This is a genomic window from Pseudomonas sp. MOIL14HWK12:I2 (assembly GCF_000510745.1).
Lineage (GTDB): Bacteria > Pseudomonadota > Gammaproteobacteria > Pseudomonadales > Pseudomonadaceae > Chryseomonas > Chryseomonas oryzihabitans.
Genome location: NZ_AZOA01000012.1, coordinates 91,798 through 112,930 on the forward strand (window position 1 = coordinate 91,798; position 21,133 = coordinate 112,930).

Annotated in this window: 21 protein-coding genes; 11 read left to right on the top strand and 10 right to left on the bottom strand. The window is 64.6% G+C overall.

What is annotated here, in order from left to right:
* Nucleotides 1–101: 101 nt before the first annotated feature.
* From PSK12I2_RS0111360 to yaaA, 5 genes are all read right to left on the bottom strand, one after another.
* Entirely contained in the window at nt 102–1,622 is a 1,521-nt protein-coding gene (locus PSK12I2_RS0111360) for a fumarate hydratase (protein WP_027598481.1), read from the bottom strand.
* 230 nt (nt 1,623–1,852) lie between these two features.
* Nucleotides 1,853–2,827: a D-glycerate dehydrogenase gene (locus PSK12I2_RS0111365; RefSeq protein WP_027598482.1), complete on the bottom strand. Its 975-nt coding sequence runs from the start codon at nt 2,825–2,827 to the stop codon at nt 1,853–1,855.
* Nucleotides 2,828–2,852: 25 nt separating this feature from the next.
* Complete coding sequence (locus PSK12I2_RS0111370; protein ID WP_037007677.1) at nt 2,853–3,716, bottom strand: TIGR01459 family HAD-type hydrolase; 864 nt, start codon at nt 3,714–3,716, stop codon at nt 2,853–2,855.
* Between the two features lie 116 nt (nt 3,717–3,832).
* The gene (locus tag PSK12I2_RS0111375; protein WP_027598484.1) at nt 3,833–5,293 is read right to left on the bottom strand and encodes a mannose-1-phosphate guanylyltransferase/mannose-6-phosphate isomerase; all 1,461 of its coding nucleotides are present in this window, start codon (nt 5,291–5,293) and stop codon (nt 3,833–3,835) included.
* Between the two features lie 397 nt (nt 5,294–5,690).
* The gene (yaaA, locus tag PSK12I2_RS0111380) at nt 5,691–6,470 is read right to left on the bottom strand and encodes a peroxide stress protein YaaA (protein ID WP_027598485.1); all 780 of its coding nucleotides are present in this window, start codon (nt 6,468–6,470) and stop codon (nt 5,691–5,693) included.
* Between the two features lie 353 nt (nt 6,471–6,823).
* On the opposite strand from yaaA, the gene PSK12I2_RS0111385 reads away from it, so the two are divergent.
* The 4 genes from PSK12I2_RS0111385 to moaE all read left to right on the top strand — a co-directional run bounded on the left by PSK12I2_RS0111385 (nt 6,824) and on the right by moaE (nt 9,487).
* Nucleotides 6,824–8,215: a PhoH family protein gene (locus PSK12I2_RS0111385; RefSeq protein WP_007161876.1), complete on the top strand. Its 1,392-nt coding sequence runs from the start codon at nt 6,824–6,826 to the stop codon at nt 8,213–8,215.
* 86 nt (nt 8,216–8,301) lie between these two features.
* Nucleotides 8,302–8,781, top strand: a complete 480-nt coding sequence (gene moaC, locus PSK12I2_RS0111390; RefSeq protein ID WP_027598486.1) for a cyclic pyranopterin monophosphate synthase MoaC — start codon at nt 8,302–8,304, stop codon at nt 8,779–8,781.
* A complete protein-coding gene (locus PSK12I2_RS0111395) occupies nt 8,778–9,029 on the top strand; it encodes a MoaD/ThiS family protein (RefSeq protein WP_027598487.1) in 252 nt (83 codons plus the stop codon). Before moaC ends, PSK12I2_RS0111395 begins: the two co-directional genes overlap by 4 nt.
* A gap of 2 nt (nt 9,030–9,031) precedes the next feature.
* Nucleotides 9,032–9,487 carry a molybdopterin synthase catalytic subunit MoaE gene (moaE, locus tag PSK12I2_RS0111400; protein ID WP_027598488.1) on the top strand — a complete coding sequence of 152 codons (456 nt, stop codon included), beginning with the start codon at nt 9,032–9,034 and terminating at the stop codon, nt 9,485–9,487.
* A gap of 288 nt (nt 9,488–9,775) precedes the next feature.
* On the opposite strand, the gene rhlB is transcribed toward moaE, so the two are convergent.
* The 3 genes from rhlB to PSK12I2_RS0111415 form a co-directional block, all read right to left on the bottom strand.
* Nucleotides 9,776–11,281, bottom strand: a complete 1,506-nt coding sequence (gene rhlB / locus PSK12I2_RS0111405) for an ATP-dependent RNA helicase RhlB (RefSeq protein ID WP_027598489.1) — start codon at nt 11,279–11,281, stop codon at nt 9,776–9,778.
* A gap of 95 nt (nt 11,282–11,376) precedes the next feature.
* On the bottom strand, nt 11,377–12,327 hold the full coding sequence (locus PSK12I2_RS0111410) for a GGDEF domain-containing protein (protein WP_037007679.1): 951 nt from the start codon (nt 12,325–12,327) through the stop codon (nt 11,377–11,379).
* Between the two features lie 199 nt (nt 12,328–12,526).
* The gene (locus tag PSK12I2_RS0111415; RefSeq protein ID WP_027598491.1) at nt 12,527–13,171 is read right to left on the bottom strand and encodes an alpha/beta hydrolase; all 645 of its coding nucleotides are present in this window, start codon (nt 13,169–13,171) and stop codon (nt 12,527–12,529) included.
* Between the two features lie 384 nt (nt 13,172–13,555).
* Between PSK12I2_RS0111415 and PSK12I2_RS0111420 the strand changes: the two genes are divergently transcribed.
* The 7 genes from PSK12I2_RS0111420 (at nt 13,556) to PSK12I2_RS0111450 (ending at nt 19,965) form a co-directional block, all read left to right on the top strand.
* The gene (locus PSK12I2_RS0111420; RefSeq protein ID WP_027598492.1) at nt 13,556–14,584 is read left to right on the top strand and encodes an amino acid ABC transporter substrate-binding protein; all 1,029 of its coding nucleotides are present in this window, start codon (nt 13,556–13,558) and stop codon (nt 14,582–14,584) included.
* 99 nt (nt 14,585–14,683) lie between these two features.
* The gene (locus PSK12I2_RS0111425; RefSeq protein ID WP_027598493.1) at nt 14,684–15,871 is read left to right on the top strand and encodes an amino acid ABC transporter permease; all 1,188 of its coding nucleotides are present in this window, start codon (nt 14,684–14,686) and stop codon (nt 15,869–15,871) included.
* 9 nt (nt 15,872–15,880) lie between these two features.
* Nucleotides 15,881–16,981, top strand: coding sequence for an amino acid ABC transporter permease (locus tag PSK12I2_RS0111430; RefSeq protein WP_027598494.1), 1,101 nt, complete (start codon nt 15,881–15,883; stop codon nt 16,979–16,981).
* 10 nt (nt 16,982–16,991) lie between these two features.
* Complete coding sequence (locus PSK12I2_RS0111435; protein WP_027598495.1) at nt 16,992–17,759, top strand: amino acid ABC transporter ATP-binding protein; 768 nt, start codon at nt 16,992–16,994, stop codon at nt 17,757–17,759.
* 264 nt (nt 17,760–18,023) lie between these two features.
* Entirely contained in the window at nt 18,024–18,716 is a 693-nt protein-coding gene (pcsA, locus tag PSK12I2_RS0111440) for a phosphatidylcholine synthase (RefSeq protein WP_085982652.1), read from the top strand.
* A 2-nt stretch (nt 18,717–18,718) separates the two neighbouring features.
* On the top strand, nt 18,719–19,039 hold the full coding sequence (locus tag PSK12I2_RS0111445) for a GIY-YIG nuclease family protein (RefSeq protein ID WP_177324646.1): 321 nt from the start codon (nt 18,719–18,721) through the stop codon (nt 19,037–19,039).
* A complete protein-coding gene (locus PSK12I2_RS0111450) occupies nt 19,027–19,965 on the top strand; it encodes a glutathione S-transferase family protein (protein WP_027598497.1) in 939 nt (312 codons plus the stop codon). Before PSK12I2_RS0111445 ends, PSK12I2_RS0111450 begins: the two co-directional genes overlap by 13 nt.
* 59 nt (nt 19,966–20,024) lie before the next feature.
* Here PSK12I2_RS0111450 and PSK12I2_RS0111455 read toward each other — a convergent pair whose 3' ends face one another.
* A complete protein-coding gene (locus PSK12I2_RS0111455; protein ID WP_027598498.1) occupies nt 20,025–20,645 on the bottom strand; it encodes a flavin reductase family protein in 621 nt (206 codons plus the stop codon).
* 10 nt (nt 20,646–20,655) lie between these two features.
* A complete protein-coding gene (locus PSK12I2_RS0111460) occupies nt 20,656–21,126 on the bottom strand; it encodes a metallophosphoesterase family protein (protein ID WP_027598499.1) in 471 nt (156 codons plus the stop codon).
* Between the last annotated feature and the right edge of the window lie 7 nt (nt 21,127–21,133).

A 21,133-nucleotide genomic window follows, 5' to 3' on the forward strand; every position in this document is an offset into this window, starting at 1 on the left:
GCATGCGACCTCGGCCGGTCGGCAGTGCTCCCGCCGGCTGACGGACGTGCGCCCAAAGAAAAGCCCAGCATGGGGCTGGGCTTTTCTGTCGCGACGGGCGCTTAGATCTCGACGGCCAGGCTGTCGGCGATCTTCTTCTGCCACACCTGCGGACCGGTGATGTGCACCGACTCGCCACGGGTGTCCACGGCCACGGTCACCGGCATGTCTTTCACCTCGAACTCATAGATGGCTTCCATCCCCAGTTCCGGGAAGGCCAGCACCTTGGCGCCCTTGATGGCCTGGGCCACCAGGTAGGCGGCGCCGCCGACGGCCATCAGGTACACGGCCTTGTGGTCCTTGATCGCCTCGATGGCGATGGGGCCGCGCTCGGACTTGCCGATCATGCCCAGCAGACCGGTCTGGTCGAGGATCTGGCGGGTGAACTTGTCCATGCGGGTCGCCGTGGTGGGACCGGCCGGGCCGACCACCTCGTCGCCCACCGGATCGACCGGGCCGACGTAGTAGATGAAGCGGCCCTTGAGGTCCACCGGCAGCGGCTCGCCCTTGTTGAGCATGTCGACCATGCGCTTGTGGGCGGCATCGCGACCGGTCAGCATCTTGCCGTTGAGCAGCACGGTCTCGCCCGGCTGCCAGCTCTGCACCTCTTCCGGAGTCAGGGTGTCGAGATCCACGCGACGGGCGCTCGGACCGGCTTCCCAGACGATTTCCGGATAGGCGTCCAGCGGCGGGGCTTCCAGGCTGGCGGGGCCGGAGCCGTCGAGCACGAAGTGGGCATGACGGGTGGCGGCGCAGTTGGGGATCATGCACACCGGCAGGGAGGCAGCGTGGGTCGGGTAGTCTTTGATCTTGACGTCCAGTACCGTGGTCAGGCCGCCCAGGCCCTGGGCACCGATGCCCAGCTGGTTGACCTTGTCGAAGATCTCCAGGCGCAGCTCTTCCAGGCGATTCTGCGGGCCGCGGGCCTTCAGCTCATGGATGTCGATCTCGTCCATCAGCGATTCCTTGGCCAGCACCGCGGCCTTCTCGGCGGTCCCGCCGATGCCGATGCCCAGCATACCCGGCGGGCACCAGCCGGCGCCCATGGTCGGCACGGTCTTGAGCACCCAGTCGACGATGGAGTCGGACGGGTTGAGCATGGCCATCTTCGACTTGTTCTCGGAGCCGCCGCCCTTGGCCGCGACGTCGATCTCCACGGTGTTGCCGGGAACGATCTGGTAGTGGATCACCGCCGGGGTGTTGTCCTTGGTGTTCTTGCGGGCACCGGCCGGGTCGGCCAGGATCGAGGCGCGCAAGACGTTTTCCGGCAGGTTGTAGGCGCGGCGCACGCCTTCGTTGATCATCTCGTCCAGGCTCAGGGTGGCGCCGTCCCAGCGCACGTCCATGCCGACCTTGGCGAAGACGGTGACGATGCCGGTGTCCTGGCAGATCGGCCGGTGGCCGGTGGCGCACATCCGCGAGTTGATCAGGATCTGGGCGATGGAATCGCGCGCGGCGGCGGATTCTTCGCGCAGATAGGCCTCGTGCATGGCCTGGATGAAATCGACGGGGTGGTAATAGGAGATGAACTGCAGGGCGTCGGCAACGCTCTGGATCAGGTCATCCTGCTTGATCACGGTCATGTACGCGCTCCTCTTGGCGGTTTCTTGCGTCTCGGCCACGGGCGGTGGCGAGACGGGCGCGCAATTCGGGTCGCACGGACCGGGCCGCGAAGGAGCCCGATCGGAGGGGTGGCCTGACACACTGAGAGAGGCCCACCCGGCCAGGGCGGCCGACCCGAGAGCGGCGCGGCAGTATAGCCTTTAAGCGCCCGGACGGCACGCCACCTGGGTCGACGGTGGGCGATCAGCGCCTAGCGGCGATCCAGCGCCGCCGGGTTGACCAGGTCGGTCGGGCGCTCACCGGTGAGGGCCGCGATCAGGTTGTTCACCGCGCGTTCGGCCATGGCGTAGCGGGTCTCGTGGGTGGCCGAGCCGATGTGCGGCAGGGTGACCACGTTGGGCAGTTCGAACAGTGGCGAGGCTTCCAGCGGCTCGCGAGTATAGACGTCCAGGCCGGCGCCGCGGATCTGGCCCTGGCGCAGCGCCTCGATCAGCGCCGGCTCGTCGATGACCGGGCCGCGCGCCAGGTTGATCAGGATGGCGCTGGACTTCATCAGCCCCAGTTCACGGGCGCCGATGAGGCCTTCGGTGGCGGCCGACAGGGGCACCACCAGGCAGATGAAGTCGGCTTCCTTGAGCAAGTCGTCCAGCGCGCGGCGCTGGGCACCCATCTGCTCTTCCAGTTCGGGCTTGGCGCTGTTGGCGGTATAGAGGATCGGCATGTCGAAGCCGAAGTGGCCACGCTTGGCGATGGCCGCGCCGATGCGACCGGCGCCGACGATGCCCAGCGTACGGCCATGGATGTCGGTGCCGAAGTGTTCTTCGCCGATACCCTTGCGCCAGTGTCCGGCCTTGACGAAGGCGTCCAGCTCCGGCACCCGCCGGGCGGCGCTCACCAGCAGGGTGAAGCCGAGGTCGGCGGTGGTATCGGTGAGCACGTCCGGGGTATTGGTGAGCAGGATGCCGCGTTCGGTGAGGTAGTCCACGTCATAGCTGTCGTAGCCGACCGAGACGCTGGCGATGGCTTCCAGGGTCGTGGCCATTTCCAGCTCCTTCTCGCCCAGCTTGCGACTGGCGCCGATCAGGCCCTGGGCCTTGGCTGCGGAAGCGGCGAACAGGTCGATGTTGGCACTGGCGGGAATCACCTCGACGGTGAAGTGTTCGCGCAGGCGTTCCACCAGCTGTTCGGGCAGGCGGTTGAAGACCACTACGTGCTTCTTGCTCATCGATACCTCGGCGTGCGGAAAGGGATTAGGCCAGACCGGCCGCGGCGAAGCGCGGCCGCTCGGGATGTTGCCTGAGCAGCGGCTCGAGCCCCTCGCGGGTCGGCTCCTGGTTGAAGTCCAGACCGAGGGCCTCGCGGTGGATGCCGGTGGCCGCCAGCCAGAGGCAGTCGATGCCCGCCGCCACCGCGCCGGGTACATCGGTCACCAGCGAGTCGCCCACGAACAGCAGACGCTTGGCGCCACGCTCGGCCAGGGCGCCTGCCGCGCAATGGAAGGCATAGGGATCGGGCTTGCCATACCAGGTGACCGCGCCTCCCAGGGCGGCGAAGCGATCGGCCAGCTTGCCGGCTGCATAGAAGGGTAGACCCCCGGACACCACGTTGCGATCCGGATTGGCGCAGAGAAAGGGCTTGTCCAGCGCCATGGCCAGGGGCGCGAAGCGCGCCTCCAGTTCGTCTTCCGGAAAGCTGCCGACGCCCAGGATGATGGCTGCCTGCTCGATGTCCTCGACGAAGCGCGCGCGGATTTCCGCAGGCCAGCCGACCTGGCCGGTGCCAGGGCCGGAGAGGTAGATGCCGCCTTCGCTGAAGGTCGGGTCCTGCTGAAAGGCATCGATGGCCAGCTGACCCGAGGTGGTGATGCCGGCGAAGAGCTCGCGCGGCACGCCCAGCTTGCCCAGTTCTTCGACCATGCCGTCCGCATCGCGCGAGGCATTGCTGAGGAACCACACCGGCTTGCCTTCGGCGGCGCGGCGCTCCAGCCAGGCGCGAGCGCCGGGAAAGGTTTCGTAGCCGTCGATCAGCACGCCCCAGAGGTCGAGGATGAAGCCGTCGTAGGCGGCCAGGGCCTCGTCCAGTTGATCGAGGCGGAGCAGGGTGGGAGCGGTCATGCGGCGAATCCGATGGCGAAAGGGGAAACGACAAGCCTAACCGGTTTTGCCGAGCGGTTGCCGAAAACGCAGACACCGGCCGGAGCCGGTGTCTGTTCATTGCCGTACAGCGAGGCTTAGCGGGTAGACGCCTTGCCTGCCTTGGCGACTTCCAGGGCCTGGGTGTCGACGCGGCCGTAGATGTCTTCGAAGCGGACGATGTCGTCCTCGCCCAGGTAGCCACCGGACTGCACTTCGATCAGCTCCAGCGGTACCTTGCCGGGGTTGGCCAGGCGGTGCACGGAGGTCATCGGCAGGTAGGTGGACTGGTTTTCGGTCAGCAGGAAGACCTTGTCATCACATGTGACCTCGGCGGTACCCGAGACCACGATCCAGTGCTCGGCACGGTGGTGGTGCATCTGCAGCGACAGCTGGGCGCCCGGCTTGACGGTGATGCGCTTGACCTGGAAACGCTGGCCCATGTCGATGGAGTCGTAGGAACCCCAGGGACGGAAGACTTCCTGGTGGGCCTTGACCTCGTTGCGGTTCTGCTTCTCGAGGGTGTTGACCAGCTTCTTGACGTCCTGGACCTTGTCCTTGTGGGCGATCATGACGGCGTCCTTGGTTTCCACCACGACCACGTCGTCCAGACCGACCAGGGTCACCAGCTTGCCGTTGCCGTGCACCAGGCAGTTGCGGCTGTCATGCAGGACGACGTCGCCCTTGATGACGTTGCCGTTGTTGTCCTTGGCATGCACGTCCCACAGCGCGGACCAGGAACCGACGTCGTTCCAGCCGGCGCTCATGGGCACCACGCAGGCGCGGGTGGTCTTTTCCATCACGGCGTAGTCGATGGAATTGTCCGGGCAGACGGCGAAGGTGGCGGCATCAATGCTGATGTTGATGCCGTCGATGCTGCTGCGCTCCAGCGCCAGCAGGCAGGTGTCATAGATGTCGGTGTCGTGCTTCTTCAGCTCTTCCAGGAAACGGCTGGCGCGGAACAGGAAGATGCCGCTGTTCCAGCAGTAGTCGCCGGAGGCCACGTATTCGGTGGCGGTGACGGCATCGGGCTTCTCGACGAAGCGCTCGACGCGGGACACGCCCTGGGGCAGGCCGTCGTTGGAGCCGGTCTTGATGTAGCCGTAGCCGGTCTCGGGCGCGGTGGCCGGGATGCCGAACAGCACCATCTCGCCACGCTCGGCGGCGGCGGCGGCCTGTTGCAGGGCGGCCTTGAATTCGGCTTCGTCCTCGATCACGTGATCGGCGGGCAGCACCAGCATCAGGTCGTCCTTGCCGTCAGCGACCAGTTGCATGGCGGCGATGGCCACGGCCGGCGCGGTGTTGCGACCGAAGGGCTCCATGATCAGCGCTTGCGGCTTGCACTCGACGGCCTTGAGCTGCTCTTCCACCAGGTAACGGTGTTCGGCGTTGCAGACGATGATGGGGCAATCGATGCTGCCCTCGCAGCCCAGGCGATTGATGGTCTCCTGGAACATGGTCTGTTCGCTAGTCAGTGCCAGGAACTGCTTGGGGTAGAGCTTGCGCGAGAGGGGCCAGAGTCGCGAGCCGCTACCACCGGACAGGATGACGGGAATCATGGGCGTTACTCCTTCAGCGTCTGCTGATTTGTGGCCGCTGTCCCTGAGGTCGGGACGAAGCGTCCATGCTTCGAAAGATCAACCGGCCGACAGGTCGACCGGTACAAATTGAACGTGCGGACTGATTGCCTTTGGCCAGCATGACCCAGGGCAAGGACCAGACAAAGACAGAATCAAACGAAAGTGGTTCTCAGCGAATTTTCCTTTTTCCGGAAAGGCAGCGGTTTTGAGATGTCCGGCAACTTTTCGCGCCTGAAACGTCTCCGCTACGGGGCTGAAACCTTTTTTATTGGAGGGAGATGACAGTCTTTCACGGATGGCAGGCGTCGAATGTGACCCCCTAGCCAGTTCGATGGCCCGATGTGCGGGCAATTGTGCCATCCGTCGATTCGCTCGGCTAATCCGGCGCTGCATCGCGCAGAAACACCAGCGTATCGGCCGAGGATCGCTCGCTCGAATAGCGATAACCCTGGTCGTCGAAGTCGCGCAGGTCGTCCACCGCGGTGACGCGCTGCTTGATCACGTGCCGCGCCATCAGGCCACGGGCCTTCTTGGCATAGAAGCTGATGATCTTGTAGTCGCCATTCTTGAGATCGCGAAACTCCACGTCCACGACCCGGGCCTGCAGGCGCGTGCGGCGTACCGCGCTGAAATACTCGTTCGAGGCCAGATTCAGCAGGACATCGTCACCCTGGGCCGCGAGATCCGCCTTGAGCCAGTCGCTGATGCGCTCGCCCCAGAAGGCGTAGAGGTCCTTGCCCCGGGCATTGGCGAAGCGGGTGCCCATCTCCAGGCGATAGGGTTGCATCAGGTCCAGCGGCCGCAACAGGCCATAGAGTCCGGAAAGCATGCGCAGGTGGCGCTGGGCGAAGTCGAAATCCTCTTCCTGGAAGTCTTCGGCGGCCAGGCCGGTGTAGACGTCGCCCTTGAAGGCCAGTAGCGCCTGCTTGGCATTCTCCGGTGTGAAGTCCGGGGTCCAGCTGCCGAAGCGGGCGACATTGAGGGTGGCGATCTTGTCGGACACCCCCATGAGCGCGGCGACCTCCGCCGGCGCGAGCTGCCGGAGTCCGTCGATCAGCTCACGGGAGTGCTCCAGGTATTGCGGCAGGGTATGGCGGGACGTGCTCGGCGGCGTGCTGTAGTCCAGCGTCTTGGCGGGTGAAATCACCATCAGCATCGGCTTGGCTCCTCTTGGCGAGGCGCCATTCTAGAAGCCTCCGCCGCTGGGCTCCAGTGGACCTTGCCGATGGGATCGATAGGTATTGACCACGCTCCCGGGGCGAGGTTGCCAGGCCAGGCAGCAGGAAATACCGGTCCGCGAAAAAAACCGCTTACCGCCAAAAAAAGCCTTTGTGCCTCAGACCTTTTGCGTTATTACCGAAGTGTCCGTCGCATCTCTCGGGTCCCGTGCCCTCATGTTGGCCGGTCCGTGAACCCGTTGCTGGAGCGACGGCACCTTTCGCAGCGGAGCGTCGTCTGGCGCTCCGTCGACAGGCTTGCGAGTCAAGCGTTTCTACGAGGTGACCGAGTATGGATGATCACGGACGTTCCCGCCCCACCCAGCCCACCCTCTATGTGCTCGACACCAACGTACTGATCCACGACCCCAACGCGCTGCTCAATTTCGAGGAGCACCACGTCGCCATTCCCATGACGGTCCTGGAGGAACTCGACAAGCTCAAGACCGGCAAGCACAACGTTGCCGCCGAATGCCGGCAGGCGATCCGCCTGATCGACAGCGTCCTCGCCGAATCCTCGCCCGAGGACGTCGAGCGGGGCGTACCCATCCCCCGCGGCAAGGGCGAGGCCAAGGGGCGGCTGTCCATCCTCATGGGGCGTCGCGCCGGGCCCATGGCCTGTCTGCCCGACGACATCAACGACAACCGCATCATCAACCAGCTCGTCGAATTGCGTACCCAGCATCCCCAGGAGCGGGTCGTGCTGGTGACCAAGGACATCAACATGCGCCTCAAGGCGCGGGGCTGCGGCATCGCCGCCGAGGACTACCAGACCGACCAGTTGCTCGACGACGTCTCCCTGCTGTCCCAGGGTTATCACAATCTGCCGGGGTCCTTCTGGGACAACGTAAGCAAGGTGGAAAGCCGGCAGGAGCTGGGCCGGGTCTGGCACCGGGTACAGCTGGCGGCCGAGATGCCGCCCTTCAACGTCAACGACTTCGTGCTCGACGAGCAGGGCTTCGTCGGCTGGGTCAAGGCGGTGCGCGATGGCGAGGTCATCCTGCTCGACATGCACCAGGAACCGCTGATGCACCAGGAAGCCTGGGGCCTCAAGCCACGTGACATCTATCAGGCGCTGGCGCTGTTCGCCCTGCTGGAGCCGGATATTCACCTGGTCAACCTGACCGGCGCGGCGGGTTCCGGCAAGACCATCCTGGCGCTGGCCGCGGCCATCGAACAGACCATGGTCACCAAGAGATACCGGCGGATCATCGCCACCCGCAGTGTCCAGGGTCTGGACGAGGACATCGGCTTCCTACCCGGGACCGAGGCCGAGAAGATGGAGCCCTGGCTGGGCGCCATCACCGACAACCTCGAAGCCCTGCACATGGATGACCACAACCCCCACGGCAGCGTGGACTACATCCTCAGCAAGGTACCGCTGCAGTTCAAGTCGCTGAACTACATCCGCGGCCGCAGTTTCCAGCAGAGTCTGATCCTCATCGACGAATGCCAGAACCTCACCCCGCACCAGATGAAGACCATCATCACCCGTGCCGGCAGCGGCTCCAAGGTGATCTGCCTGGGTAACCTGGCGCAGATCGACACGCCCTACCTCTCGGCCACCAGCTCGGGCCTCACCTATCTTTCCGAGCGCTTCAAGGGCTTCAACCACGGGGTGCACATCACCCTGCAGGGCGTGCCCCGTTCCGTCCTCGCCGAATACGCCGAGGCCCATCTGTAACTCCCCCGATCCCCGTCCGGCCACGGGCGGGGATCAAATCCCCAACCGCGGGTCTACAATGGCAGGTCTTTTCCAGGAGTCATGCCGTGCTGACCCATCTCGATTCCCAAGGCCGTGCCAACATGGTCGATGTCACCGACAAGCAGGTGACCTTCCGTGAAGCCACCGCCGAAGCCCGGGTGCGCATGCGTCCGGAAACCCTCGATCTGATCCAGAGCGGTGGCCACCCCAAGGGCGATGTCTTCGCCGTGGCCCGTATCGCCGGCATCCAGGCGGCCAAGAAGACCGCCGACCTCATCCCGCTCTGCCATCCGCTGATGCTGACCGGCGTCAAGGTCCAACTGGCCGCCGAAGCGCCCGATGGGGTGCGGATCACCGCCACCTGCAAGCTGTCCGGCCAGACCGGGGTGGAAATGGAAGCCCTGACCGCCGCCAGCGTCGCGGCCCTGACCCTTTACGACATGTGCAAGGCGGTCGATCGGGGCATGACCATCGAGGCGGTGCGCCTGCTGGAAAAGAGTGGCGGCAAGAGCGGTCATTTCCGCGCCGAGGAGCAACCGGCATGATCCGCGTGCAATTCTTCGCCCGCTATCGCGAGGTGTTGGGGCGTGCCGAAGAGACGCTGGCCTGGGCGCCTGAGCTGGCCACCGTTGGTGACCTGCGCGAGCACCTGGTCCAGCGCGGCGGCGGCTGGGCCGAGACCCTGGGTGAGCGGGGACTGATGTGCGCGCGCAACGAAGAACTCTGTGGCCTGGCCGAGCCGCTGCGCGATGGCGACGAGGTCGCCTTCTTTCCCACCGTGACCGGAGGTTAGCCATGGCCATTCGTGTGCAGGCCGCGGCCTTCGATCCCGGCCAGGAACTCAATGCCCTGCATGCCGCCAACACCGGTATCGGTGCCGTGGTGGGTTTCGTGGGGTACGTGCGGGATTTCAACGACGGGCGCGACGTCGGCGGGCTGTTCCTCGAACACTTTCCCGGCATGACCGAAAAGGCCCTGGCGCGCATCGTCGAAGAGGCGAAGCAGCGCTGGCCGCTGCTCGGGGTCGATATCCTGCATCGCGTCGGTCGCCTGGAACCGGGCGAGCCCATCGTCTTCGTCGGCACCGCCAGCGCCCATCGCCAGGCCGCCTTCGACGCCTGCAATTTCGTGATGGACTATCTCAAGACCCGCGCACCCTTCTGGAAGAAGGAAGATACGGCCGAAGGCCCGCGCTGGGTGGAAGGCCGCGCCAGCGACCAGGATGCCGCGGGGCGTTGGGCGAAAGAGTGATGGGGTAGGGTGGAAAACCGCGTAAGCGTTTTCCACCTGCTGCTTCAAGGCTGGCGGTGGATGAGGCTACGCCGTCATCCACCCTACGACAGGTGATTTCCAGCGGCTGGCAATCACCGCGCGTGCGCAGCGCTAACACTTATCGCGGCCATGGGTCGCTCCTACAGAGGCGCGATACAGGTGTAGGAGCGGCCGCATTGGCGGACCGCCATGGCCGCGATAAGAGAGGTTCAGCAAGCGGTCGCGTTGGTAGGCCACTTAGGGGGGGGGCGTTCCAACGCGTCTGCCCTAGCGCTGCCGCGGGACCGACTTGAGCAATTCGGCCGGGGGCATTTCGCAGGAGATCTTGCGACCCAGCAAGGTCTCGATAGGCGGCAGGGCGAAGGCGTCGTCCTCGCCGGCGAAGCTGATCGAGGTGCCGCTGGCGCCAGCCCGACCGGTACGGCCGATGCGGTGCACGTAGTCGTCCGGATCTTCCGGCAGGGTGAAGTTGATCACGTGGCTGATGCCGTCGACGTGAATGCCGCGACCGGCCACGTCGGTGGCCACCAGCACGCGGATCTTGCCGGCGCGGAAGCCTTCCAGGGTCTTGATGCGCTTGTGCTGGGGCACGTCGCCGGACATCTGGGCGGCGCTGATGCCGTCCTTGGTCAGGCGTTCCTCGATGCGGCGCACCTCGTCACGCCGGTTGGCGAACACCATCACCCGCTCCCAGTTGTTCTGGGCCACCAGGTTGTAGAGCAGCTTGTATTTGTCGCTGGAAGAGACCGCGTAGACGTGCTGCTCGACGGTATCGCTGGCCACGTTTTCCGGCTCGATCTCGACGATGGCCGGATCGGTGGTCCACTGCCGCGCCAGGTTCATCACGTCGTCGGTGAAGGTGGCGGAGAACAGCAGGGTCTGGCGTTCGCTCTTGGGCGGGGTCTGGCGGATGATCTGGCGAACCTGGGGAATGAAGCCCATGTCCAGCATGCGATCGGCCTCGTCCAGCACCATCACCTCGACCATGTCCAGGTGCACCTCGCCGCGCTGATTGAAGTCCAGCAGGCGGCCCGGGGTGGCAACCAGGATGTCGCAATAGCGCGCTTCGAGCTGCTTGAGCTGCTTGTCGAAGTCCATGCCGCCGACAAAGCTCATGACGTTGAGACCGGTGTACTTGGCCAGGTCCAGGGCATCGTTGGCGATCTGCACCACCAGTTCACGGGTCGGCGCGATGATCAGTGCACGCGGTTCGCCCATGTACCTTTCCTTGGGCGGCGGGGTGGTCAGCAACTGGGTGATCGTCGAGATCAGGAAGGCGGCGGTCTTGCCGGTACCGGTCTGGGCGCGACCGATGGCGTCCTTGCCCTTGAGGGTGAAGCCCAGCACCTGCGCCTGAATCGGCGTGCAGTAGGGAAAGCCGAGGTCATGGATGCCGTGCATCAGCCGCGGATCCAGCTTGAAGTCGTGGAAGCGGGTCTTGCCTTCCTGCGGCTCGACCACGAAGTCTTCCAGTTTCCAGGTGTCGACCGGCTTGGGCTTGCGCGGACTGCGTTCGCGACGCGGCTTGGCGGCTCTTTCCGCCTGCGCGCGGGGTTCCTGTTTTTCAGCCTGGGCGCGCGGCTCCTGGCTGCGCGATTCGCCTGAGTTGCGCGGTTTGCGCGGCGCCCGCTCGGCCTGGGGCTCGGGCGCGATGGGTGCAGAAGAGGAGGGGGCGGCAGGAGCGACGCTGGGGGTAGCTTGGGGCGCAGGGGAGGGAGTCGGCTGAGCGACCTCCTGATCCTTGCCCAGAAATTTTTTGAGTGCCTTGAGCACGGAGGGTCTCGATCATCGAAAGCGGAATGAGACCGCAGTGTAAAGCAACCTACGTGCCCGGCAACAACTACCTGCCGAACGCAAGCGCAATCCGCTCAGCCGCTGATCCGATTGCGCCCGGCATCCTTGGCCTGGTAGAGCGACTTGTCCGCACGCCCTACCAGTTCGTCCAGGGAGTCGGCCTTGCGCATCTGGGCCAGGCCGATGGACACGGTCACCCCCGGCAGCTTGCCGCAGGGCGAATAGAAGTCCTTGATCTCCGCCAGGCTCTGGCGCAGGCGCTCGGCGATGGCGATGGCTTCGTCGCGGTCGATCTCCGGCAGCAGGATGACGAACTCCTCGCCGCCATAGCGCGCCATGCTGTCCTTGGGTCTCAGCTGGTCGCGCAGGGTGTTGGCCACCAGGCACAGGGCATAGTCGCCCGCCAGGTGCCCATGGGTGTCGTTGTAGCGCTTGAAGTGGTCCACATCCAGCATCAGCAGGCTCAAGGGCTGCCGATTGAAGGCGCAACGGGTGCTCTCGCGCTCGAACAGCTGTTCGAGCCGCCGACGATTGAAGAGGCCGGTCAGGGTGTCGACGTTGGCATTGCGTTCGGTATCGACGATGAGCTGGTTGCCACGGCGCATCCGCTCGCAGAGGATGCCGAGCAGGTTGTGCATGGCCTTGGAGGAGCGCTCGATCAGTTCCAGCACCAGATCGCGGTGCAGGCAGAGCACCTGGGTGTCGGCTTCGGCGATGACGTGGGCGCTGGGTCGCTCGCTGTCCATGAAGCTGATCTCGCCCGAGCATTCGCCCGGACCCAGCAGATAGATGGGCGGATTGTCCGGCGAGCCCAGGTGGACCCGCAGGCGACCTTCCAGGATCAGATACATGTACTGGTTGAGCATGGCGGGCGAGAGCAGGCACTCGCCGGCGACCAGGCTGCGCGTGGCCGAGCGGGCAATCAGGGCTTCCAGCAGATGGGTCTCCACGCCCTTGAACAGGCGCAGGTCCTTCAGGGAATCGACCGGGACTTCGGCCAACCAGACGGACAAGGGGGCAGCCATCAAAGGATCACCCCGGGGACTGAAAGGAAAACTCGGGCCATAGCTGCTCCATGCACATCACGACCTTCAGGCACCCACACTGGACCGGATGGGTACCTCAAAGTTCGTTCGCTTTGCCCTTTCCAGGCCCCCCTTCGCGTCCAGATGCTGCAAATTGTCGACCGGTTTCCAAAAACGAAGCGGTCCGGCAATTCGCCCTTTATTTTCCGCCGAGACGTGCCAGCAGCCAGCCCTGGATGTCCTGGATCTCCGCGGGGATGACCTCGTGGCGCATGGGGTAGCTGTGCCAGAGCGCTTCCACGCCCGCGGCCACCAGCGCCTCGTAGGCGGCCCGCCCCAGGGCCAGGGGTACCACGTCGTCCTGCTCGCCGTGCAGGCACAGCACCGGGGTGGCGCCGCCCCGATTGACCTGGGCGTCCTCGAAGCTGGGCGCATAGGTCGACAGCGCCATGACGCCGCCCAGTGTCGGGCAGGCGGTGTTGTAGGCGGTGTGCAGGACCACGGCGCCGCCCTGGGAAAAGCCGGCCAGCACGATGCGTTCGGCCGCAATGCCCTGGGCCTGCTGGGTCTCGATCAGTGCCCGTACCGTGGCGGCCGAGGCGTCCAGCTGGGCGCGGTCGATGGCCCGGGCCGGATTCATGGCCAGGATGTCGTACCAGGACGGCATGGCCCAGCCGCCATTGATGGTGACCGCCTGGGTGGGCGCCTGGGGCAGGACGAATCGGGTCGACGTCAGGCTGCGCTGCAACAATTCGGCAACGGGTTCGAAGTCATGCTGGGTTGCACCCAGGCCATGCAACCAAATGACGCAGCTATCGGCGGTTCCGCTGGGCGATTCCAGCACAAGAGGCGAATTTTCCAAGGCTTTGCTCCAGTTTGGTGCCACTAAAAATGGGTGTGGTAACAGATGGTGCACAAAATGCGTGTCGCATTTTCGTAATTCTGTTGTTCGGCTTTTTGCTCGAAGTCACGCGATTGCCGGGTTTGAGCGAAGTGAGCAGCTGTCGCATTCACTGGTCCGCAAATTGCCTCATCTAGGCTGCGGCCAGGTAGTGCACTAACAGGTAACACTGACTCACTGCTTCGTCACGCCTTCCAGCGCGTCTCCTCCATCCCTTGATAGAGGACGCCCAGGGATCGGGTGGGCGAGTTACACGGCAATCAGGCGAGAGACATCGTGCTGCCGTGCGACTGGAAACGTAATTCATAAACAAAGTGGAGCTTATCGATGAAGATGGTGAAGTCTACCCTGGCAATTCTGACCACCGCCGCTGCTCTGGGCCTGTCCGGCATGGCTCATGCGGGCGCTACTCTGGATGCAGTGAAGAACAAGGGTTTCGTGCAATGCGGCGTCAGCGATGGCCTGCCGGGTTTCTCCTTCACCGACTCCAAGGGTGAATACAAGGGTATCGACGTGGACGTCTGCCGCGCCGTCGCCGCCGCCGTGTTCGGCGATGCTTCCAAGGTGCGTTTCACCCCCCTCACCGCCAAGGAGCGCTTCACCGCGCTGCAGTCCGGCGAGATCGACGTCCTGTCGCGCAACACTACCTGGACCAGCTCCCGCGATGGCGGCATGGGCCTGATGTTTACCGCCGTGACCTACTACGATGGCCAGGGCTTCCTGGTGAACAAGAAGCTGGGTGTGAAGAGCGCCAAGGAACTGGACGGTGCCACCGTGTGCATCCAGGCCGGTACCACCACCGAGCTGAACCTGGCTGACTACTTCCGCTCGAGCGGCATGAAGTTCACCCCCATCACCTACAGCACCTCCGACGAAAGCGCCAAATCCATGGAAGCCGGTCGTTGCGACGTGCTGACCTCCGACCAGTCGCAGCTGTACGCCCAGCGCATCAAGCTGGCCAAGCCCGACGACTACGTCGTATTGCCCGAGGTCATCTCCAAGGAGCCCCTGGCTCCCGCCGTCCGTCGTGGCGACGAAGACTGGTTCACCATCGTCAAGTGGGCTCAGTTCGCCATGGTCAGCGCCGAGGAAATGGGCCTGACCTCCGCCAACGTGGAAGCCCAGGCCAAGGACTCCAAGAATCCTGACGTGCGTCGCCTGCTGGGTGCCGATGGCGAATTCGGCAAGGATCTGAAGCTGCCGAAGGACTGGGCGCTGAACATCGTCAAGCAGGTCGGCAACTATGGCGAAGTCTTCGAACGTAACGTCGGCATGGGTTCCGATCTGAAGATCAAGCGTGGTCTCAACGCCCTGTGGAACGCAGGCGGCCTGCAGTACTCCCCGCCGGTCCGTTGATCTCGGCGCCCTAGTCGCCGACACCTTCCGGATGTGCAGATTCTCGCCCTGCAGCGCTTTTCGCGCTGCGGGGCGAGGGTTTAATGAGGCTTCCAGTAGATGCAAAACGTTAGCAAAACCTCGCCACCAGTCCGTGGGTCGCTACTGACCGACCCTCAGGTGCGTTCGTGGCTGTTCCAGGTCGTCGCCGTAGTCGCCGTCGTGGCCTTCGGCTGGTTCCTGTTCAACAACACCCAGACCAACCTGTCTCACCGGGGGATCACCTCGGGCTTCGGCTTCCTCAACAACTCTGCCGGCTTCGGCATCCCCCAGCACCTGGTTCCCTATACCGAGGGTGACACCTACGGCCGGGTATTCCTGGTCGGCCTGCTCAACACCCTGCTGGTCTCGGTGATCGGCATCGTGCTGGCGACAATCATCGGCTTCACGGTGGGCGTGGCGCGGTTGTCCAACAACTGGCTGCTGCGCAAGGTCGCCACGGTCTATATCGAGATCTTCCGCAACATCCCGCCGTTGCTGCTGATCTTCTTCGTCTACTTCGCCGTCCTCGCGCCGCTGCCTGGCCCGCGCCAGAGTCTGAGCCTGGGTGACGCCTTCTTCGTCAACAACCGCGGCCTGTACATGCCGGCCCCGAGCGCCGATGCGGGCTTCATTCCGGGCCTGATCGCCTTTCTGATCGCCGTCGTGGCGAGCGTCGTGGTGTTCCGTTGGGCCCGCAAGCGTCGGCACGCCACCGGTGAACGTTTCCCGGTGCTGTGGACGATCCTGGCGCTGCTGATCGGCATTCCGCTGCTGGCGACCCTGGTGTTCGGCAAGCCGTTCCACTGGGAGCTGCCGGAGCTGCAAGGCTTCAACCTGCGCGGTGGCTGGGTGATCATTCCGGAACTGGTCTCCCTGGCGCTGGCCCTATCGGTCTATACCGCGGCCTTCATCGGCGAGACGGTACGGGGCGGTATCCAGGCGGTCAGCCATGGTCAGACCGAGGCAGCCAGCTCCCTGGGCCTGCGTCCCGGGTTGACCCTGCGGCTGGTGATCATTCCCCAGGCGCTGCGGGTGATCATTCCCCCGCTGACCAACCAGTACCTGAACCTGATGAAGAACTCCTCCCTGGGCGCCGCGGTGGGCTATCCGGAGATGGTGGCGCTGTTCGCCGGCACCACGCTGAACCAGACCGGCCAGGCCATCGAGACCATGGCCATCACCATGAGTGTGTACCTGGCCATCAGCATCAGCATCAGCATCCTGATGAACTGGTACAACAAGCGCATCGCGCTGATCGAGCGTTAAGGAGCGCGTATGAGTAACCAGACCCATACCTTCAAACCGGACCTGCCGCCGCCACCCTCCAGCGTCGGTGCCCTGGCCTGGATTCGTGGCAATTTGTTTTCCAGCGTCGGCAATACCCTGCTGACCCTGCTCGGCCTCTACCTGGTCTGGCTGATCGTGCCGCCGGTGGTGAACTGGGCCTTCCTCAATGCCACCTGGAGTGGCACGACCCGGTCCGATTGCGCGCCGGGCGGTGCCTGCTGGGTGTTCATCAAGGAACGCATCGGCCAGTTCATGTACGGCTTCTACCCGGAAGACCAGCGCTGGCGGTTCGACCTGACCGTGGTGCTGGCCGTGGTCGGCGCCATTCCGCTGTTCCTCGACAGCTTCAAGCACAAGGCTCGCTACGGCCTGTCCCTGCTGGTGATCTACCCGCTGGTGGCCTTCTGGCTGCTGTACGGTGGTCTGGGCCTGCGAATGGTCCCCACCAGCGAGTGGGGCGGCCTGATGCTGACCATCGTCATCGCGGCGGTGGGCATCGTCGGCGCGCTGCCGCTGGGCATCCTGCTGGCCCTCGGCCGCCGCTCGAAGCTGCCGGCGATCAAGGTCATCTCGGTGACCATGATCGAGTTCTGGCGGGGCATCCCGCTGATCACGGTGCTCTTCCTGTCGTCGGTGATGCTGCCGCTGTTCCTGCCCGAGGGCATGAACCTCGACAAGCTGCTGCGCGCCATCGTCATGGTGATCATCTTCGAGGCGGCCTACATCGCCGAAGTGGTCCGCGGTGGCATGCAGGCCATTCCCAAGGGCCAGTACGAGGCCGCTGCCGCCATGGGCCTGGGCTACTGGCGAACCATGGGCCTGGTGATCCTGCCGCAGGCGCTCAAGCTGGTGATCCCGGGCATCGTCAACACCTTCATCGCGCTGTTCAAGGATTCGAGCCTGGTGATCATCATCGGCCTGTTCGACCTGCTCAACAGCATCAAGCGCGCCACCTCGGATCCGGCCTGGCTGGGCATGTCCACAGAGGGCTATGTGTTCGCCGCGCTGATCTACTGGGTTTTCTGTTTCGCCATGTCCAGCTACTCCGCTCGCCTGGAGCGCAAGCTGAACACCGGCCACAAGCGTTAGGAGTCATCAGATGAACGTAAGCAACAAGCAGCAGGTCGACAGCAGCAAGGTCATGATCCAGCTCAAGGACGTGAACAAGTGGTACGGCCAGTTCCACGTGCTCAAGGACATCAACCTGACCGTGACCCAGGGCGAGCGCATCGTGCTGTGCGGGCCGTCCGGCTCGGGCAAGTCCACCACCATCCGTTGCATCAACCGGCTGGAAGAACACCAGAAGGGCCAGATCATCGTCGATGGCACCGAGCTGACCAACGATCTCAAGCAGATCGAGACCATTCGCAGCGAAGTGGGCATGGTGTTCCAGCACTTCAACCTCTTCCCGCACCTGACCGTGCTGCAGAACTGCACCCTGGCCCCCATGTGGGTGCGCAAGATGCCGAAGAAGCAGGCCGAAGAAATCGCCATGCACTACCTGCAGCGGGTGCGCATTCCCGAGCAGGCCAACAAGTTTCCGGGCCAGCTGTCCGGCGGCCAGCAGCAGCGCGTGGCCATCGCCCGGGCGCTGTGCATGCAGCCGCGCATCATGCTGTTCGATGAGCCGACCTCGGCGCTCGACCCGGAGATGGTGAAGGAGGTGCTGGACACCATGATCGGTCTGGCCCAGGACGGTATGACCATGCTCTGCGTGACCCACGAGATGGGCTTCGCCCGCACCGTGGCCAACCGGGTGATCTTCATGGACAAGGGCGAAATCGTCGAACAGGCCGCTCCGGACCAGTTCTTCGACAACCCGCAGAACGAGCGTACCCGCCTGTTCCTCGGGCAGATCCTGCACTAAGCGCGGCCGGGGCGGAGACCTGTCCGCCCCGGTCGTCCTGCGAACCCAGTCACGGGCGTTCGGCGGGAAGGCGGGCAAAGGGCCGCAAGGCGCGGTATCCTCGACGTTTGGCGCCCGGTTTCCGGGGTCGGCGGTCAAGGTCCGCCTTGCCGTTCACCGGCTTCATTGTCGATTTCGTAGCGTATCGCCAGAACGGGCGGTGCGCTGGGCAGTCGAAGCCGTCATCATAGAGAGACGCCCGTGAACTCCATTTCCCATCCGCTCATGCTGACAAAAGCCAAGGCCTGGGGCGCCCATGCGGTGACCTCCAGTGGTGTGATCCTCGCGCTTCTGGCGCTGCTCGCTCTGGTCGACGGTCAACCCAAGGGTTGCCTGATGTGGCTGGGCATCGCTCTGCTCGTCGACGGTCTCGACGGCACCCTGGCGCGCAAGTTCGAAGTCAAGCGGGTACTGCCCCATTTCGACGGCTCGGCGCTGGACCTGGTGGTCGACTACCTGACCTATGTGTTCATTCCGGCCATCTTCATCTATCGCTTCGTGCCCTTGCCGCCGCATTTCGAACTGGTGGCGGTGGGCATCATCCTATTGTCGTCGCTGTTCTGTTTCTGCAATGTGAACATGAAGAGCGCCGACAACTATTTCGTCGGCTTTCCCGCGGCCTGGAACGTGGTGGCGCTGTATTTCTACGTACTGGACCTGGCGCCCTGGTTCAGCATGGCGGTGGTGCTGGTGCTGGCCGCCCTGACCCTGACCCGGGTCAAGTTCCTGCATCCCTTCCGCGTGCGCCAGCTGATGGCGGTGAACATCACCGTGACCTCCATCTGGCTGCTCAGCAGCGCCATGATGGTATTCGTGCATCCCGACAAGCCGCTGTGGCTGATGGTCCTCTGGTTCGCCAGCGGCATCTACTTCGTCGGCGTGTGCGTCTGGCGTACCGCCCGGGAGTGGTTCGCCTGACGGTGAGCGATAACTCCCTGCCACCCGCGCGCATCTGGTATGTCTACCTGGTGCGTGCCGAGAATCAGGCGCTCTATTGCGGCATCAGCGATGATCCCGAGCGCCGTTTCGCCCAGCACCGCAGTGGCCGCGGTGCCCGCTTCTTTGCCTCCAGTCCGGCCCAGGCGCTGGTCTATGTGGAAGCCTGTGGCGACAAGTCGACCGCTCTGCGTCGCGAAATCCAGATCAAGAAGCTGACCAAAAAAGCCAAGGAATCCCTGGTGCTGGCCCGCGCCGGCCTGGCGTCCGCGGCCCCTTCAGGAGAGCTGTCATGTCCGAGCTGATTCTGCATCACTACTGGCAATCGCCCTTCGCCGAGAAGGCGCGCCTGCTACTGGGCTTCAAGGGGCTGGCCTGGCGTTCGGTGATCATTCCGCGGATGCTGCCCAAGCCCGAACTGGTGGCGCTCACGGGTGGCTATCGCAAGACGCCGGTATTGCAGGTGGGGGCAGATGTCTATTGCGACACGGCCCTGATCGCCCGTCGCCTGGAGGCGGAAAAGGCCGTGCCGGCGCTGTTTCCGGAAGGCCAGGAAGCGGTGGTGGCCGCCTTTGCCGCCTGGGCGGACTCGGTGCTGTTCCAGCATGCCGTGGCGCTGATGTTCCAGCCGGAGATCATGGGTCCGCGCCTGGCCAGCCTGCCGCCGGAGCAGGCCCAGGCGTTCCTGGACGACCGCAAGGCGCTGTTCAGCGGTGGCAGCCTGAGCCGGCTGAGTCCCGAGCAGGCCCGGCAACAGTTGCCGACCCTGCTGACCCGCCTGGAGACCCAGCTCCAGCGCAGCGCCGGCGAATTCCTGTTCGGCGCGCCCTCGGTGGCCGACATCGCCCTGGCGCACAACTTCTGGTTTCTCAAGAGCACGCCGCAACTGGCGCCCCTGGTCGACGAGCGCCCCGAGATCGCCGCCTGGTTCGCCCGGGTGCTGGGGTTCGGTCATGGTACCTATGAGGAACTCGGCGCCGCCGAGGCGCTGGAGATCGCCAGGGCGGCGGAGCCACTGGCCTTGCCGCGCGACCAGGCCCTCGCCGTGGAAGGCTTCGCCTGGGGTGACCGGGTGAGTGTGGCGGCAACCGACTATGGGGTGGATCCGGTGGTGGGTGAACTGGTGCATGCCGATAGCGAGGCTCTAGTGATCCGCCGTCACGACGAGCATCTGGGGGCGATCCAGGTGCATTTCCCGCGCCTGAATTTCCGCGTCAGTGCAGCGGGCTAGGGGTCGCGACAACGACAACGGCGCCCGAGGGCGCCGTTTTGCATTTCAGAGCCTACCGCTCAGTCCGGGCGGCGCATGCGGAACAGCGCGGCCTCGGTGATCTCGAAATAGTCGGCCGGGCCACCGCCGCGGACGATGGGGCGAGCGGCCGCGGTCTGGTAGATGCCGTCCTTGAGCAGGCGCTTGTCGATGTGGGCGGCCACCACCTCGCCCAGCACCAGCCACTGGTCCAGTTCGTCCCCGGCGGCGGTCTTGAGGCGGACGATCTGGCTCAGCCGGCACTCGAAGGCAACTTGGGCACGGGCGACGCGCGGCACCTTGACCACCGTCGAAGCGGCAGGCTCCAGGCCAGCCAGGGCGAATTCGTCCACCTCGGGTCCGACCATGGCGCTGCTGGTGTTCATTTCCTCGGCCAGTTCGCGGGTGGCCAGGTTCCAGACGAATTCGCCGGTACGCTCGATGTTGGCCACGCTGTCCTTGTAGCCCTGGCTGGAAAAGCCGATCAGCGGCGGCTTGTAGTTGAAGGCATTGAAGAAGCTGTAGGGCGCGAGGTTCAGGACGCCGGTTTCGCTCTGGGAGGAGACCCAGCCGATGGGACGCGGCGCGATGATGGCGTTGAAGGGATCGTGGGGCAGGCCGTGGCCCTGGCTGGGTTCGTAGAAGTGGTAATCGATGCTCATCGGGATTCCTTCAGGGGGTGAGTTCCAGGATCTCGGCCTGGATCTGGCCGGCGTCCAGGGTCAGGCGGCCGACGCTGATCGGCAGCCGAAAGCGCCGTGGGCCAGCGCTGCCGGGGTTTATGTAGAGTACGCCATCGCGCTCTTCGATCAGCGGCTTGTGCGAGTGCCCGCTGACCACCACCCTTACCTGGGCACCGGCGGCGGCCAGGTCGAGCTCGGGCAGGATGTGCAGCATATGGATGTCGATGCCGTCCAGGGTCAGGGTGACGCGCTCGGGGATGTCGTCGGCCCAGGGCACGTCGTCATTGTTGCCCCGGACCACCGCCAGCGGTGCCAGCTCGCGCAGGGCATCGAGGATCTCGGGTTTGCCGATGTCACCGGCGTGCAGGATGAAGTCGCTGCCGGCGAGGGCCTCCAGCGCCTCGGGCCGGAGCAGACCATGGGTATCGGCGATCAGGCCGACGCGATAGGGATTGGCCATGGCGACT